9 protein-coding genes are annotated in these 16177 nt (G+C 69.8%); 3 read left to right on the top strand and 6 right to left on the bottom strand.

Translation table 11 applies throughout. The features are described from left to right. Window positions 1-55 precede the first annotated feature (55 nt). Both CQ393_RS13865 and CQ393_RS13870 read left to right on the top strand, forming a co-directional pair. Window positions 56-319, top strand: coding sequence for a hypothetical protein (locus CQ393_RS13865; protein ID WP_153192223.1), 264 nt, complete (start codon window positions 56-58; stop codon window positions 317-319). A gap of 79 nt (window positions 320-398) precedes the next feature. Continuing rightward, window positions 399-1130: a tetratricopeptide repeat protein gene (locus CQ393_RS13870; protein ID WP_194269675.1), complete on the top strand. Its 732-nt coding sequence runs from the start codon at window positions 399-401 to the stop codon at window positions 1128-1130. 45 nt (window positions 1131-1175) lie between these two features. On the opposite strand, the gene CQ393_RS13875 is transcribed toward CQ393_RS13870, so the two are convergent. From CQ393_RS13875 to CQ393_RS13890, 4 genes are read right to left on the bottom strand one after another with little or no spacing between them, the layout of a single operon-like run. Further along, window positions 1176-2126: an aspartate carbamoyltransferase catalytic subunit gene (locus tag CQ393_RS13875; RefSeq protein ID WP_153192228.1), complete on the bottom strand. Its 951-nt coding sequence runs from the start codon at window positions 2124-2126 to the stop codon at window positions 1176-1178. Between the two features lie 15 nt (window positions 2127-2141). After that, on the bottom strand, window positions 2142-2609 hold the full coding sequence (ruvX, locus tag CQ393_RS13880) for a Holliday junction resolvase RuvX (RefSeq protein ID WP_153192231.1): 468 nt from the start codon (window positions 2607-2609) through the stop codon (window positions 2142-2144). Next, a complete protein-coding gene (locus tag CQ393_RS13885; RefSeq protein ID WP_153192233.1) occupies window positions 2602-3168 on the bottom strand; it encodes a YqgE/AlgH family protein in 567 nt (188 codons plus the stop codon). Before CQ393_RS13885 ends, ruvX begins: the two co-directional genes overlap by 8 nt. 44 nt (window positions 3169-3212) lie before the next feature. Continuing rightward, the gene (locus CQ393_RS13890; protein ID WP_153192236.1) at window positions 3213-4616 is read right to left on the bottom strand and encodes an ATP-binding protein; all 1404 of its coding nucleotides are present in this window, start codon (window positions 4614-4616) and stop codon (window positions 3213-3215) included. A gap of 113 nt (window positions 4617-4729) precedes the next feature. Here CQ393_RS13890 and CQ393_RS13895 point away from each other — a divergent pair, with 113 nt between their 5' ends. After that, entirely contained in the window at window positions 4730-5275 is a 546-nt protein-coding gene (locus CQ393_RS13895) for a DNA-3-methyladenine glycosylase I (protein ID WP_153192238.1), read from the top strand. A 102-nt stretch (window positions 5276-5377) separates the two neighbouring features. Here the strand turns inward: CQ393_RS13895 and CQ393_RS13900 are convergent, their stop codons facing one another. Continuing rightward, entirely contained in the window at window positions 5378-9088 is a 3711-nt protein-coding gene (locus CQ393_RS13900; RefSeq protein ID WP_228114565.1) for a hypothetical protein, read from the bottom strand. Window positions 9089-9099: 11 nt separating this feature from the next. Then, window positions 9100-16095 (bottom strand): OmpA family protein, encoded by a 6996-nt coding sequence (locus tag CQ393_RS13905; protein ID WP_153192240.1) that lies wholly within the window; start codon window positions 16093-16095, stop codon window positions 9100-9102. Window positions 16096-16177 lie beyond the last annotated feature (82 nt).

Raw genomic sequence — 16177 nt, forward strand, 5'->3', positions numbered from 1 at the left:
GGACGGATGGCGACGCCCGCCGCTATCATGCGGACGACACGCCGGACATTTGGCCATGACCACCACCGTCACCGATTACTACCAGCCCGGCTGGCGCGAACACCCCCACCCCTGCCCCGCCTGCGAATGGCAGGGAAGCTCGCGGCAGATGGAAATGGAACTGCACGACGAGCAGAGCGAATACGCCTGCCCGCAGTGCGAGCTCCCGCTGCTGGTGGTGCTCCATCCCGACCTGGCGCAGGTGCAGGCCGCGGCGGCGGCTGGCAATGCCGAGGCACAGCAGCAGTTGGCAATTCTGGCGATGGCGCCACGCGACTGATCCAAGGCCCACCGGATACTGGCAGGCGCATGGTTCGCATGCGAAGCTGGCCGCCAACGCCACTGCGCAAGGAAGTCGTATGCGTCTGCTGTTGATGACCGCCCTGCTGTACTGCACTTCCGCGCTGGCTCAAAGCAAAGCCGACAACATACGGATGAGCACTACGTGGTTGAAATCCACCCAGGCCGAGGCCGGTCTGGGCATGGAGTTGCGACCGATCGTGCAGCGTGCCGCCAGGGAAAGCCGGAATGGCGGCAACGACAGTGCAAGGGCGCTCCTGCTGGATGTTGCCCGACAATGCGATGCCTATCGCGCCGCACCTGATCGGCACGTGGTGAGCTTCCGCAGCCAGCGTCAGTACGAACTCTATCTGGACGCACACAGCGATGGCCGCCCCATTGACTGGCTCGATATGGCCTGCGGCGATGCATACAAACAACTTGGCTATCTTGCGGTCGAGAACCGCGACTACCCTCAGGCACTGCAGTGGCTGGACAAGGCGCAGGCTACCGCACCCTACGAGCCGGAGATGCTGACCGAGCGCGGCGCAGCCCTGAACCTGAGCAAAAACTGGAAGGCCGCACTGGAAAGCTACCAGCAGGCGCTGGATTTGATCGGCAGCCACCCCGAAGCCGCCTACGCAGAAGCCTTGGCGCTGCGTGGCATGGGCTTCGCGCTGATCGAACTCGGCGATCTGGACGCCGCCCGCGACGCCTATGAAAGTTCGTTGAAACTGGAACCAGGCAACAGGAATGCCGAGCGCGAACTGACCTACATCAAGCAGCAACAGGCACGCCTGGATAAACCATAGAAACAGACCCGAAGCGTTGGCCGGCCCCTGTTGCGGTGGCTCATATCAGCCCAGCAGCGTCTCCAGCACCGCCATGCGTACCGCCACGCCATTGGCGACCTGGCGCAGCACCCACGACTGCGGGCCGTCGGCCACTTCGTCGGTGACTTCGACGCCGCGGTTGATCGGGCCCGGGTGCAGGACCGCCGCATCGGTAGCAGCGCGGCGCAGGCGCGTGGCGGTCAGGCCGTACTCGGCGTGGTACTGCTCCAGCGACGGCACCAGGCCTTCCTCCATGCGCTCGCGCTGCAGGCGCAGCATCATCAGCGCGTCGGCGCCTTCGAGCATGGCGTCGAAGTCCTGCCCGACCACGCAACCGCGCAAGGTGTCGTCGTCCGGCAGCAGCGACTGCGGGCCGCAGACGCGGATCTCGCCCACGCCCAGCGTGCGCAGCGCGTGCAGGTCGGTGCGCGCCACGCGCGAGTGCTTCACGTCGCCGACGATCAGCACCTTCAGTTTCGAGAAGTCCGCGCCCTTGGCCTGGCGTAGGGTGAGCATGTCCAGCAGACCCTGCGTGGGGTGCGAACTGCGACCGTCGCCGGCATTGACCAGCGCGGTGCCCTCGCCCGCTGCAGCGGCCAGTTCGGCCACCGCGCCGTCGTCGGGATGGCGCACCACGAAACCGCGCACGCCCATCGCTTCGAGATTGCGCAGCGTGTCGCAGGCGGTCTCGCCCTTGCGCGTGGACGAGGTGGAGGCGTCGAAGTTCAGCACGTCCGCGCCCAGCCGCTGTGCGGCCAGCTGGAACGAACTGCGGGTGCGGGTGGACGGCTCGAAGAACAGCGTGCACACCGCGGTGCCGGCCAGCACGCCGCGCTTGTTGCCGACGCGCCCCACCGCCGCGTCGCGGATCTGCCCGGCGCGGTCCAGCAGCTGCAGCAGGTGTTCGCGCGGCAGGCCCTCCAGGGTCAGCAGGTGGCGCAGGCGTCCGTCGGCATCGAGTTGGGAGGCGGTCATGGCAGGGTCTTGGGGTCAGGAAACAGGGGTGGCGTCGCCCGGAGCGGACAGCCAGCGTTCGATGATGACCGCGGCCGCCACCGCGTCCAGGCTGGCGGCGTCGCGCCGGCGCTTGCGGCCTTCGGCACGTTCGGTGGCGAAACGGCGCGCGGCTTCCACCGAGCTGGAGCGCTCGTCCACCAGCAGCACCGGCAGCCGGTAGCGCTGCAGCAGTTGCCGCGCGAAGGCCTGCGCGCGCCTGCGGTTGGGCTGGTCCTCGCCGTCGAGGGTGAGCGGATCGCCGACGATCAGGCCGTGCGGCCGCCATTCCTTGTGCAGCCGGTCGAGCGCGGCCCAGTCGGGACCGTCGGCGCGCACGTCGATCATCGCCAGCGCGCGGGCGCCGACGCTGAAGGCGCTGCCGATGGCCACGCCGATCCGGCGCGAACCGACGTCGAAACCGAGCACGGTGCTGTCGGGCGAAAGCGCCGCCGGATCAGGCATGGCCGCTGTATCCGGCCAGGCGGAACAGGTCCACGCCGATGCGCGCGGCCGCCAGCTGCCAGCGCTCGTCCATCGGCGCGTCGAACAGCACCGCCGGATCGGCCGGCACGGTCAGCCAGCTGTCCTCGGCCAGTTCCTGCTCCAGCTGCCCGGCACCCCAGCCGGCGCAGCCCAGGGTGACCAGCGCGTTGCGCGGGCCGTCGCCGCGGGCCATCGCCTCGAGGATGTCGCGCGAGGTGGTCAGGTACAGGCCTTCGCCCACCGCCAGGCTGGAATCCCAGTCGCGGGCGTCATCGTGGATCACGAAGCCGCGGCCGGTGTGCACCGGGCCGCCGTTGAGCACCGGCACCGCGCGCAGGCGTTCGTCGCCGGTGTCGATCTCCATCTGCGAGAGCACTTCGCCCAGCGTGTACTCCGAGGGCTGGTTGACCACCACCCCCATCGCGCCGTTGTCGTCGTGCTGGCAGATCAGCGCGACGCTGCGCGCGAAGCCCGAATCGGCCAGCGAGGGCGAGGCCACCAGCAGCTGGTTGGCGAGATTGTCGAAAGGCACGGACATGGCGGCATTCTACCGTCAGGCCCGCGTACCCGCCCGTACCGCGCTCACGCCGCGACGACATGCCGCCCCGCCGGCATGCGTCCGGGGATGCGCAGGAAGAACACGCTGCCCCGGCCCGGCTCGCTCTCGGCATGGATGCTGCCGCCGCCGGCCTCGACCAGGTCCTTGACCACCGAAAGCCCCAGTCCCGTCCCCTGCCCGCGCGGCCGCGTGGTGAAGAACGGTTCGAAGATGCGCGCCAGCACCGCCGCATCCATGCCGGTGCCGTCGTCGCCGAAGGCCAGCAGCAGGCTGCCGCGCGCGTCCTGGCGCGCGCTGATGGTGAACGCGCCGCCGCCGGGCATCGCGTGGTCGGCATTGGCGGCGATGTTGAGCACCATCAGCTCGAAGCGGGTGCGGTCGAAATGGATTTCCGGCAACGGCGCGGCCAGCGACAGGCGGATCCGCACCGAGGGCGCGAGCAGTTGCCGCAGCATCGGCTCCAGCCCGGCGATCGCGGCGGCCGGGTCGAACCATTCGCGCGCTTCCTCTTCCGCGCGCGAGAACGCCATCAGCCGCCGGGCGAGCACGGCCGCGCGCGATGCGGCCGATTCCACGCCGGCCAGCGCGTCCTGCATGCGCGCCGCGTCGTCCGTGCATCGCCCCCGATGCGCGTGGCCGCGGATGATGCCCACCAGGTTGCCGAAATCGTGCGCCACGCCGCTGGCCAGCCGCCCCATGGCCTCGGTCTTCTGCGCCTGGACCAGCTGCGCCTGGGCGCGTTCGCGCTCGGCCATCTCCGCCTGCAGGCGCGCATTGGCCGCTTCCAGCGCGCGGCCGTGCGCGGTGGCCTCGCGCAGGCTGTCGCGCAGCGCGGCCGAACTGCGGTCGAGCACGATCGCCAGCATCAGGAAGATCGCCGCGCTGACCGCCAGGTCGGTCAGCCTTGCAGCCATCTCGCCGTTCGCGCCGATGTCCACCGCGATCCCGAAACCGAACGCGACCAGCAGGCCCGCGTACATCAGCCACAACGTGCCCCGCCCCAGGGCAAGGGCGGCGATCGCCATCCACACCCCGAGCACCGGCTGCTCGAAACGCTGGGCGGCAAAGCCGGTGGCGGCATGGGCCAGCAACGTGGATGCCACGAAGCCGACCAGCAGCAGCCGCGCGGCAGGCATGAAGCGCCCGCGCCGAAGCAGCCCGAAACTCAGCGCCGCCAGCGCGCTGACCGACAGCCCGACCAGCATCGAGGTGATCTCGCCGGGGCGCCACGGCACATCCGGCATCATCGCCCGCAGCAGCCACATCAGCGGCGGCAGCACCGCCAGCAGCAGCGCGATCACCTGGATCACCGGCGCGTTGCGGCGATCCACCGGATCGGCGATGGGCACATCGCGCAGCCAGCCACGCAGCGACCGCAGGGCAGACGACGGGACGGCAAGCAAACGAACGACGAACGGCCGCGGCATCTGGAATCCGGTTCTGCGGGGGGCGAGGGCACGATGCGCGAGGCGGCGCCTCCGGGCAAGTGCGGCATCGGCCAGCCCCTATACTGGCCCGCCCCACGGTCCAACGCCGCCCCATGAGCGCCTACTGCGACATCGCGCCGGGCCATCCGGTCCATGCCCGTTACCACGCCCGCGAATATGGGTTCCCGCAGCGCGCCGAGGCGGAACTGTTCGAACGCCTGCTGCTGGAGATCAACCAGGCCGGACTGAGCTGGGAAACCATCCTGCGCAAGCGCGAGGGCTTCCGCCGCGCCTACGACGGCTTCGACGTGGACACCGTGGCCGCCTACGGCCAGGCCGACATCGCGCGCCTGATGGCCGACGCCGGCATCATCCGCAACCGGCTCAAGGTGCTGGCCGCCATCCACAACGCCGGCGTGATCCGCGGCCTGCGCGATTCGCACGGCGGCTTCGCGCGATGGCTGGACGCGCACCATCCGCGGCCCAAGGCCGACTGGGTGAAGCTGTTCAGGAAGACCTTCCGTTTCACCGGCGGCGAGATCACCGGCGAATTCCTGATGAGCCTGGGCTACCTGCCCGGCGCGCACCGCGACGATTGCCCGGTGATGGCCGACATCCGCACGGCGTCGCCGCCGTGGCTGCAGGAAGCTACACGCTGACCGCGGCCAGCCGGCTGCCGCCGCTCCACATCGACATCGCCGAGGCGGAAGGCACCCTGCCGGGCGCCTTCCGCGGACGAACGACGTCGCTTCCCTACAGGATCAATAACGACCGCTGAGATTGACGAACCACCCCTTGTGGTCGTAATCGAAGTCCGTCAGGTCGTCGCTGAACTCGGTGAAGTTGTAACCGGCGCCGATGCGGAAGTTCCTGCCCAGGTCGCGGTCCACGCCGGCCAGGAAGCCCTGCCGGCTGCCGCCGTCCTTCACGTCCAACCGGCGGTACTCGCCCAGCGCGTGCCATTGCGCGCGCAGTTCGTAACGGACCTGCGCCGCCATGAAGGTGGTCGCCGAATCCAGCCAGACCCCGGCGCCGCGCCCCATGCGCACCTCGCCTTCGCGGCGCGCCAGCTTGCCGGCCAGTTCCCAGTGCTGGTCGTGCCGGTAGACGCCCTCGAACGAAACGATCTGCGAGCGCTGGTCGTACTGCGCGCCGCCCAGCTGCCCCATCGACGCCAGGTCGTACAGGTAGGTGTAGCGGCCGAACAGGCCCCAGCGGGCGCTGTTCCACGGACGGTAGGCGAAGCCGAAGTTGCCTTCGACGAACTTGGCGCCTTCGCCGGGATGGATCGCGTCGTCGGTATCGGCGTAGTTGAAGCGCGCGGCGATGCGCCAGCTGTCGTTGATGCGGTGGGTCAGGCGGGTGGTGCTGACCCACTGTTCGCGGCGCTCGGCACCGCTGTCCTCGCGCCACTCGACCTTGCTCTGCCAATCGGTATCGGGCGAGGTACGGCCGCCGGAAACGCTGATCGCCCGCCGCTCGACCACACCGCCCTGCGCGTTCTCCAGTTCGCCGTCGGACAGCGTGAAGCCGGTGTTCCAGCCCTGCGCCGGATAGAAATCCATGCCGAAGGTATGGGCCAGGCCGGCCTCGCCGCGTTCCTTCAGGAACTGGCTTTCGTTGAACACGTTGACCTGGCTGGAGAGGCGCCAGCGCTGGCCCAGGCTCCAGCCGTTCTGGCCGCGCGGGTTGAACAGCGGATCGCGTTCGGTGGTATCGGCCGAATAGGTATAGGCGCCGTAGAACGAATGCTCCGGACTGAGCCGGTACTCGGCGTCGAGCGTGGCCGCATGGCCGCGATCGCCATCGGTGACTTCCGCGCCAACCGACGAGTTGTTGCCGAACAGGTGCTTGGCGCCGAGGGTCCAGGCGTCGTTGTCGGCATACTTGCCGCCATCGTCGTCCACCGTCAACTGCGCCAGTCCGTACAGCTCCATCGTCGCGCCGAAACGGTGCAGGTACTTGACCGCGGCGAGCGTGCCCACGGCATCGAGATACCCGCCCTGCTGGTCCACCCGGCGCAGTTCCGCGCTGAAGGTGCCGGCGTCGCTGGCCTGCCACTGCAGCGTGGCCTGGGCCTGGGTCAGCGTGTCGGCGCCGCGCTCGGCGCGGGTGTAGCGGCTGTACAGCCCGAGGTTGGGCGTGAACTGCCCCAGCAGTTCGGCACCGTATTCGGTTACCGGCAGGCCGTTGTCGTAGCGGGATATCGAATAACCGGCATCGGTGCGGCGCCACCAGGCACCGCTGCTCCAGTCCTGCTGGGTCCAGCCGAGCTCCCTGAAATTGGCGCGCGCCTCGAGCGACAGGGCATCGCCCTTGCGGTTCAGGGCCGTGTCGTTCTGCTGGACGAAGCTCAGGCCGCCGTTGTCGGAGAAGAACGCAGGCACGCCGAAGGATTCGGTGCGGGCGTACTCGGCCTTCAGATAGGTGCCCTTGCCGGCCTGCAACGTCAGGTCGGCACCCTTGAGGGTGTAGTCCTGGCCGGCACGGTTCTCCTCCACCCAGGTCGCGCCCAGGCCGACGTGGTCGCCCAGCCAGTGCTTGCCGCGGAACCCGAGGGTCACGTCGTCCGCGTCGAAGCCGTTGGGGACCCATTCGTAGTCCACCAGCAGGCGCTGCTCGAAACCGTCCAGCGGCGTGTCGCGGGTCAGCGTCGGGTTGTTGTCGCGGGCGATCTGCGCCAACGGGCGCGTGAGCAGGATGCGGCCCTGCAGTTCGTCGATCTCGTAGTCGGCGCCACGCTGCAGCACCGCCCTGCCTTCGGTACGGCCGGTGCTGCGGTCGCGGATCTCCAGCGTCACCACGTCCGAACCCGGGAGCAGGTCGGTATGGCGCAGGTAGTACAGGCTGCCGCCGGTGCCGATGAACTCGTTGTGTCCCGGTGCGGTTTCGGCCTGCGAACCGAACACGCGCAGTTCGCTGCCGGCGTCGCCCCAGCGGTTGCTGGCGTTGGAGCGCCAGTTGAGCGCAGCGCCGTACAGCGAGCGCTGGTACTGGCCGAACTCGGTGCCGGTCAGGCCGGTGGCGTAGTTGCCCCACAGCGCCTGGTTCTTGTCCCAGTCCATGCGCAGGTAGAAGCGCCCCATCGTGTCCACGTCGCGGCGGGTGCTGGAATCGTCGCCGTACACCGGGTAGTACAGGTCCGGGTCGAGGCGGCGGAAGATGTCCTGCGGATCGGCCTTGCCGAAGCCGTCGAACAGGCGGTCCAGGTCGCGCTCGGTGGTATCGGCCTGCGCCGTCACCAGGTAGCGGCCGCGCAGCTTGGCCTTGCCGTAGAACGCCAGGCGGCCATCGCTGATGATGTCGTCCCGGTAGTTGGCATCGCCGCGGAACGCTTCGCTGGAACCGCTGACCTTGTTCTGCGCGATGGTCACGTCGGCCAGGGCCACGCCGAAGAAATAGCGCCCGGTGACATCCACGTTCAGGCTGTGGGCGGGCTTGCCCTCGCCACCCAGCCCGATGTCGAAGCGATGCCGGCCGACCGGCATCAGGTACTCGGCGACGAACTTGCGCTCCAGGTCCACCGGGTAGTTCTCGCCGTTGATGCTCAGCGCCTTCCCTGCGGGGATGTCGCGGCCCTGGATGCGGATGCGCGAACCGTACAGCGGGATGTTCTGCTGGCGCAGTCCGCTTTCGCCAAACACATCGTCGATCAGGCTCTGCGTCTGCGCCTGCTCGACGCTCAGCGCATTGCCCAGCCGCTTCTCGGTGCTGTTGCGCAGCGCGCTGGCGCCGCGCTCGGCATCTTCCGGCGATACCAGCTGCAGCGTGCGCGGCGAGGTCTCGTCGAACTGCCCGCCGGCGCCCGTGGCGCGCAGCACATAGACCAGTTCGTCGCCCTTGCGGAAGCGGTACCTGCCCGGCAGCGCGCCGTCCCAGTCGGCATGGCTGACCGCCGCCACGTCCAGCGGCACGGTCGCCAGCGGTTCGATCAGGTCGGCATCGCCGGCGCGGTACAGGCGGACTTCCAGGCGTTCGATGAAGGCCGGGTAGTTGCCGCGCACGTAGAACTGCACCGGCTTGAGGATGCGTTCGCCGTCGAAGGCCACCATCGTCGGCGCCGATACCGACAGCTCCGGCACGCCGAGGGTGGGATCCTCGGTCGCCCAGATCACCCCGCCGCCCGGCAGGTCGATGGAGAACTTGCCCGTCGCCACCGCCTTGCCCGGCGGCTCGACCGATACCTCGACGCGGCGATCGGGCTGCAGCGCGTCGGAGGACGAACGCGCGTCGGTATCCCGGGTCACCGGGACGTCACGGCTGCGCGTGCGCAACCGGAACAACAGGCCTTCCTCGCCGGCGCAGGCATCGGCGCCACAGTCCACCGGCGAGACCGGCTGCTGCGTCGCGCCGGCCTTGCCGGGTCCGGGGCCTTCGGTCTGCTCGCCGGCGACAGCCAGGGGAGCGGCGGTGCCGGCCAGCAGGCACAGCAACGTGTAGTCCAGCACCTTCATCTTCATACGCTTGTCCATGACCGGCCCCCTCACTTCCGCACGCCAACCGGCGCGGCCGGAACGTCTGCGATGTCCACCCGTAGCCTGCTTCGCGCTTGCGCTCCCAGGCGCTTGCCCAGCGCATCGGACACGGCCTTGGCGCGGTCCAGGCCCAGGGCCGTGTTGTAGGCGTCCGAGCCGCGTACGTCGGTATGCCCGACGATCGAGACGCGGCCGCCCCCCAGCCGTTCCAGCGCGGCGGCCACCTTGTCCAGCAGCGGTCCGAATTCGGGCCGGATCGCCGATTTCCCGGTGTCGAACAGCACGGTTCCCAGCAGCACGCCATCGCCATCCATGCCCGCCACCAGCGATGCGGCGTCGTCCACCTTCGCCCGCGCTACGACGCTCAGTCCCTTCGCCGCAGTGGCATCCAACTGCGCCAGCAGGGCGGCCTTGACGGCCGCGGCGCGCTCGAACGCCAGCGCCTCGGTCGTGGCATCGGCCTGGATCACCACCTCCACGCCGGGGTGCTCGCGCACCTTCGCGGCCATGGCCTCCACCACCGGCAGATAACGCGCCGGTACCTCGGCGCTGCCGGGGGCGAAGAACACTTCGCCCATTTCCAGCTCCACCTGGCGTGCGCCGGTCTCGGCCGGCGGCGCCGGCAGCTTCACGCCCCAGTCGAAGCGGACCGGCATGCCCGGGGTGACCCGGCGCAGCAGCGGGTTGTCGGTGCTGAACTCCGCACCGACCGGCAAGGTGGACGGATCGACCTTCAGGATGACGTTGCGGCCGCGCTCCCACGCACCGCCGGGCATGCCGGCCAGGTGGTAACGGCCATGCTGGTCGGTTTCGATCAGCAGGCCTTCCACCGACGCGATGCGCACGCCGGGAATGCCGCGCTCGTCGATGCCGGCATTGCCGATCACGTAGTCCACCACGTAGTCGTTCTCGCCACGGGCGATGCGGCGCTCGACGATCGGGGCCGCGGCGTTCATGCCCTTGGCCGCTTCGCCGCGCTTCTCGACCGTGGTCGCGCCCGCGCGGTCCATGCGCACGGTCACGCCCTGGTCGCTGGTCAGCACGAAGTCGTCGGTGAATGCCAGTTCCCGCAGGCGCTGGCGGATCACCACCTGGCGGGCCGCGGCGGGATCGGCTTCGGACTGGCGCCCACCGATCGGCCCCACCGCGATGCCATGCAGCAGCGGCGAACTGGCGTCCGCCTCCGGCTGCATGCCGGCGCCGCGGTCCACGGTGGTGGAATGGGCCACGTAGGCGTCCGGCGCGAAGCCGCCCTGGACCGCCACGCCGGTGAGCATGGCGCTGTCCTGCCAGCCGTCGCCGTCGCGGTCGTTGAAGACCGTGCCGAACACCAGGCTGTCGTCCAGCAGCGCATCGGACGCCAGGGTCACCTCGGCCGTGGCCACGTTGGACAGCGGCTCGCCCTCGGGCGAGCGCGCCTGCGCCTGGTTCACCAGGGTGCCGGCGCGCACGCCCGCCCCCACCCGCATCAGGTACACCAGCCGCGCCTTGCCGCCGGCCGGGACATCCACGCCGTCGAAGCGCAGCGGATGCTGGCCGGCCACGGTGGCGGCGTTGTCCGCATCCTCGGCCAACAGCGAGCCTTCCACGTAGCTCAAGCCCGCCGGTGGCGTGTCGACGATACTGCCGCCGGCCAGACCGACGTTGCCGCTGTTCTCCACGGTCAGGGTGTAGCGCACCAGATCGCCCAGCCGCACCTCACGCATGCCGGCGGTCTTGGTCACGCGCAGCTGCACCTGGCCGGCGACGATCACGGTCGCCGTGGCCGAAATGCAGTTGGTGGGGTTCAACACCTCGCAGATCGTGTACGGATAGGTATAGGTACCGGTCGGGATCGAGGTCCCGATGCGGATCGTGCCATCCGGGTTCATCTTCAGCCCCGGGTGCGACGGTACGCCCGGCGTCACCGTGACTTCGCCCGGACGGATCGGACGGCCGCCCAGCGTGTGCCTTTCCAGCACGCTCGGCGTGGTGCCGCCGCCATCGCCGGAAAGCGGCTCGGAGGTATCGCCCACCGGCTCGAACGCCGGTGCGGTCACCGTCAGCGTCACGCTCGCTTCGGCGCAGTTGCCCGGATACAGCACCTCGCAGATCCGGTAGCCGATGGTGTACTCGCCCGCCGGCGTTCCCGGCGGCACGCTCACTTCGCCCGTGACCGGATCCAGCATCGGCACCGGGCCGCCGTTGACCGGCCGGGCCGGCGCAGTCACCGTGCCGGTGATCTTCGACGGATCGACCGGCATGCCGTCGATGGTGTCATTGCCGTAGACATTGCCCACGGAGGTCGCGCCGGCGCTGCCATCCACCGCCGGCAGCGCATCGTCTTCCGCCACGATCACCAGCAGGGTCACCGACACCGTCACCGTGGCGGTGTCGCACACCGTCGCGTTGGGGGCGGCCAGGCACACCTGGTAGGAATAGCGGGTGGTACCCGAGAAACCGGGAGCCGGGATGAAGGTGATCGTCCCCGTCGCCGGGTCGATGCCGACGGTACCGTCCGGCGAGGGCGTGGTCACCGTCACGCTGGCCGGATCGATCGCCCCGCCGGTGTGGACATCGTTGCCCAGCACCGGCGTGGCCACCGGCGTGCCGACCTTGGTCGTGGCGGTGTCGTCGTTGGCGCGCAGCGACACCACCGGCGTGGTGATCGTCGTCGTGCAGCGCGGGTCCACGGTGCCAGCCGGGCACAGCGGGCCGCCCGCACGCGCGGTGTTGCGGATCTGGCCGGCGTCGGCATCGGCCTGGGCCACCGTATAGCTGCCCACCAGCTGGCAGGTCGCGCCGGGCGCCACGCTGGCGCAGACGACGCTATGCGGCGTGATCAGCGCATCGCTGACCTCCACGTCCAGCAACGTGGTGTTGCTGCGGTTGGTGAGCGTCACCGTATAGGTCAGCACATCGCCCACGGCCGCGTCGCCGCCGTTGCTGTCGGCCGTCACCGCCTTGACCAGCGTCTGGTCCAGCGAATGGGTGATCGGGGTGCTGGTGCTGCTGCTCCCGGTCACGGCCGTCGGCGGGACGCCGGGCGCCGGGGACGGCGGCAGGCCGCTGGCGCTGGCGGTATTGACCAGCACGCCGGCATCCACGTTCGCCTGGGTCAGGGCGTAGATCCGCGGACCGCAAGTCATGGATGCTCCCACCGCCAGCGTGGTGGCCGGGCAGGCCACCGGACCGCCCAGCAGCGGATCGTTCAGCGCGATGCCGGTCAGCGCCACGTTGCCGGCGTTGGTCAGGGTGAAGGTATAGGCAAGGGTCTCGCCGGCGCCGTAGCCCGTCGGCGAGGTCGCGCTCTTGAGCAGGTCCAGCACCGGGTTCTGCGCGATGAGCGCGGTCGTCACCGGCGCACTGGCGCAGGGCGCGCCCACCGGGCAGGCCGGATCGCCGGCGCCCGCCACGCGGGCCGTGTTCAGCGCATTGCTGCCATGGACGATCGGCGACACGTTGATCGTGATCGTCGCCGTGCCGTTCACCACCAGGCTGGCCTGGGCCACGACGCAGGTCACCGTCTGGCCGCTGATGTTGCAACCGGCCGCCGAATTGATCACCAGGCCCGCGGGCACCTCGTCGGTGACCGTCGCATCGGCCGTGGCGTCCGCCGTTCCGGTGTTGCTCACGGTGATAACGTAATCGAACGGCACGCCCACGATCGCGCTCGCCGGGCCGCTCTTGGCGAGCGTCAGCGCAGGCGCGGTGATCGTGGTCGGCGTCGCGTTGCTGCTGCACGGCGCCAGCAGGGTGCAGGCCGGATCGCCACCGCCGCCCACGCGCGCGGTGTTGCTCACGCTGCCGCCGGCGGCAACCGTCGGCGTCACGTTGATGGTGAAGTCCGCCGGAACCGCGGCCGTCAGCCCTGCCGGAACCGTGCACGTCACCGTCTGGCCACTGATGGCGCAGCCGGTCGCGGTGTTGATGTCCAGGCCCGCCGGCACCTCGTCGGTGACCGTCGCGGCGGCCGTCGTGTCGGCCGTGCCGGTGTTGCTCACGGTGAGGGTGTAGTCGAACGGCACACCCACGACCGCGCTCGCCGGCCCGCTCTTGGCGATCGCCAGCTTCGGCGCGGTGATGGCGGTCACTACCGCCGGGCTGGCGCAGCCGGCCGCGCAATCCGGGTCGCCGCCGCCGCTCACGGTGGCGGTATTGCTGACGCTGGCGGCAGCCGCGGCGGTCGGCGTCACCGGAATCACGAAGGCCGCTGTGTTGCCCGGCGCCACGCTGGACAGACCGGTGGCGACGGTGCAGACCACGGTCTGGCTGCCGGCCGGGTCCACCGCGCAGGCAGCCGGCAGGCTGCCGATCGTCAGGCCATCGGGGATCACGTCGGTCACCGTCGCAGCGGCCGTCGTCGGGCCCGTGCCGGAATTGGTCACGGTGAGGGTGTAGTCGAACGCCACCCCGCCCACCGCCGTGGCCACCGACGCACTCTTGGCGATGGCCAGATCCGGCAGGCTGCCGAGCGAGGTGGACACGGTGTTGCTGCGGCAGGGCGTGGCCGCGGGACAGGCGGTGTCGCCACCGCCGCTCACCGTGGCGGTGTTGTTCGCGGTGGCGGTGGCCGTCGGCCTGACGGTGATGGTGAAGGTGCGGCTTTCAAGCGCCGGCAGGCCGGCACCGATGGTGCAGCTCACCAACTGGCCGACCACGGCGGCGCAACTGGTGCCGGCCACCGCCGGGGTTACCGCCACCGAGATGTTGCCCAGGCCGACCGGAATCATGTCGGCCATCGTGGTCACGTCGGTGGTGGCCACGCTGCCGATGTTGGTGACCTTGACGGTGTAGGTATAGCTGGCGCCGATCGCGGCGCTGGTCACCGAGGCGCTCTTCTCGACCTGCAGCTGCGGCGCCGGGAACGACACCGTGAACGCGCAGTCGGCGTGCATCGCATCGGTGGTGAAGGTGTAGTTGCCCGCGACCGGCCCGGTCAGCGTACCGCCGCAGGTCGCGATGGTCAGCGTCGCCACCGCGCCGGGCGACGGGGGAATGATGGTGAAGACGCCGGTCTGCCCCTCTTCCACCTGCGGCTGCCCGCTCCAGGTGCCGCCGATGACGGTGGGCGTCACCACCCAGGCGCGGACGAACTCCGCCGTGACGTTCTTGTCGGCGGTCCCCATGTTCACGTGGCATTCGTTTCCGGTGACGGCGGCGCACTGCCCCGTCCATCCCTTGAAGAGGGTTCCCGCACCGGGGACCGCCGTCAGGTAGACGTCCTCGTTCTGGCCGAACTGCCGCACGCTGCAGCTTGCCGCCGGGACGGCGGCCGATGCGCAGGCCGCCGCGGCGGGCACCGCGTTCACCGCGCCGATGCCCAGGCCGTCGGTGTTCACCGTCAGCGTCTGCTGGGCAGCACTGACCGGCGTGCTCAATCCGGCGGTGTTGTTGGAAGCCACGCTGTCGGTCATGCCGGCCGGCGCGGCCACGGTGACGACGGTGACGACCGGGGTACCGGCGGCCTGCGCGTTCAACGTGGTGATGGTGTAGACCAGGCTCTGGCCCACCGGCAGGTCGCCCACGGTATCCAGCAACCCGCTGCCGCTGGCGGCACCGCAGGTGGCCGTGCCCGCGCCGGCGCAGGTCCAGGTGGCCCCCGCGGCGTTGGTCACGCCGCTCAGCACGGTCTGCTTGATGAGCGCGCCCGCGACGTCGACCGGACCATTGTTGGTCACCGTCACCGTGTAGGTGACGGCCCCTCCCACCGCGTGCGACGGCACGCCGCCGTTGTCGATGGCGATGCCCAGATCGACCAGGGTGGTGCCGCCGACGATGTTGGTCCTTACCAGCGGGCCGATGTACGGGCTCACCGAGCTGGCGCGGATGTCGTAGTCGCCGTTGTTGATGACGTTGTTGGGACCGCTGGTGGCCGCATCGGCCGGCACGGTGAACGTGACCGGGAAACTGCCGCCGGCGCCGTTGACCAGGTCGCCCACCGGGCAATCGATGTAATCGGCACGCGGCGGAACGCCGCTCTGGACGCTGCTGCACGAGGCCGGGTACGAGCCGGGCACGAAGGTCAGGTACTTGCCGTCCACGGTGACCGGCGCCGCCAGGCGTACCCGCGAATCCAGCGCGTAGACGCCGCTGTTGTTGGTGTAGCTGTAGGTATAGGTGACCTGCTCGCCGGGCTTGGTGGTGGAGGGGCCGGTGGCGGCCACGCTCAGGCCCGGCATCTTGGAGCCGAACACGTCCATGTAGATCTGGGCCGTATGGCTGGAGCCGCCATCGGCGCAGTTGGACACCACCACCCGCAGTTCCACCACGTCGCCCGGATCCAGCTGGCCGTTGCCCGGCGCGATGTCGAAGCCCTGCCAGTTGGTCGAGCGGTAGCTGCCGACCTTCGTCCACGGGATGCCGGCCTGGTTGGCGAAGTTGAAGGTAGTGAAGAGCCGGGCATTGCCCTTGCTCCTGTTGATGACCTCGACGAAGAAGAACGGCTGCCGCCAGGCGTTGTGCCCGGCGTCGTACAGCACCGGCGCCATGGCGAAGCGGATGTGCACCTTGCCGTCGACCGGATCGACGTCGGAAAGCGACATCGTGGCGGTCTGCTCGAGCGTGGTGGCTTTGAAGCCTCCGTCGGAGCCCAGGCGCGCCGAAGCCGAACCGGCGAACGGATACCTGACGATGCCGCCGGTATTGGCCGCCGTTCCCGCGGTCGTCAGGATTTCCGAGCGGTAGGTCGCGTTCTGGTTCGCGCCGCCGTTGGTGATCTGGTTGTTGGCATAGTCCAGCTTCAACTGGCTGAACTGGGTGGGGGCGACGAACAGCAGGTTATGCGGACCGTCGCTGTTGGGCTGCCCCGCTCCGCCATCGAGCATGGCGTTGCGCGTGTAGTCCTTCAGCGTCCAGTCGGCGAACGTGCGGGTCTCGAAACCGCCGTTCTTGATCTGCGCCTGTGCGACCGGCGCGACCGACAGCAGGGACACCAGGCCCAGCGCGGCAAACGCCCCGCCGATGCGGCGCCGCCAGTCCATGAAGCCGGCGCGCCGATGCCGCGGCGCCCTTGCCTCAGGCATGGCCTGTCCTGCGTTGACGACGGAATGATCTGAAGCCTTCATGGGCGGTACCCGTGATTCGAATGCAGCGTGTGGATTGGAG

Source organism: Stenotrophomonas sp. MYb238 (assembly GCF_009496535.1).
In the GTDB taxonomy this organism is placed as follows: Bacteria; Pseudomonadota; Gammaproteobacteria; order Xanthomonadales; family Xanthomonadaceae; genus Stenotrophomonas.

Excerpts from the sequence above, each read along its gene's own strand:
- CQ393_RS13865 (WP_153192223.1), top strand. The coding sequence starts at position 56 with ATGACCACCACCGTCACCGATTACTACCAGCCCGGCTGGCGCGAACAC.
- CQ393_RS13870 (WP_194269675.1), top strand. The coding sequence starts at position 399 with ATGCGTCTGCTGTTGATGACCGCCCTGCTGTACTGCACTTCCGCGCTG.
- CQ393_RS13875 (WP_153192228.1), bottom strand. The coding sequence starts at position 2,126 with ATGACCGCCTCCCAACTCGATGCCGACGGACGCCTGCGCCACCTGCTG.
- ruvX (WP_153192231.1), bottom strand. The coding sequence starts at position 2,609 with ATGCCTGATCCGGCGGCGCTTTCGCCCGACAGCACCGTGCTCGGTTTC.
- CQ393_RS13885 (WP_153192233.1), bottom strand. The coding sequence starts at position 3,168 with ATGTCCGTGCCTTTCGACAATCTCGCCAACCAGCTGCTGGTGGCCTCG.
- CQ393_RS13890 (WP_153192236.1), bottom strand. The coding sequence starts at position 4,616 with ATGCCGCGGCCGTTCGTCGTTCGTTTGCTTGCCGTCCCGTCGTCTGCC.
- CQ393_RS13895 (WP_153192238.1), top strand. The coding sequence starts at position 4,730 with ATGAGCGCCTACTGCGACATCGCGCCGGGCCATCCGGTCCATGCCCGT.
- CQ393_RS13900 (WP_228114565.1), bottom strand. The coding sequence starts at position 9,088 with ATGGACAAGCGTATGAAGATGAAGGTGCTGGACTACACGTTGCTGTGC.
- CQ393_RS13905 (WP_153192240.1), bottom strand. The coding sequence starts at position 16,095 with ATGCCTGAGGCAAGGGCGCCGCGGCATCGGCGCGCCGGCTTCATGGAC.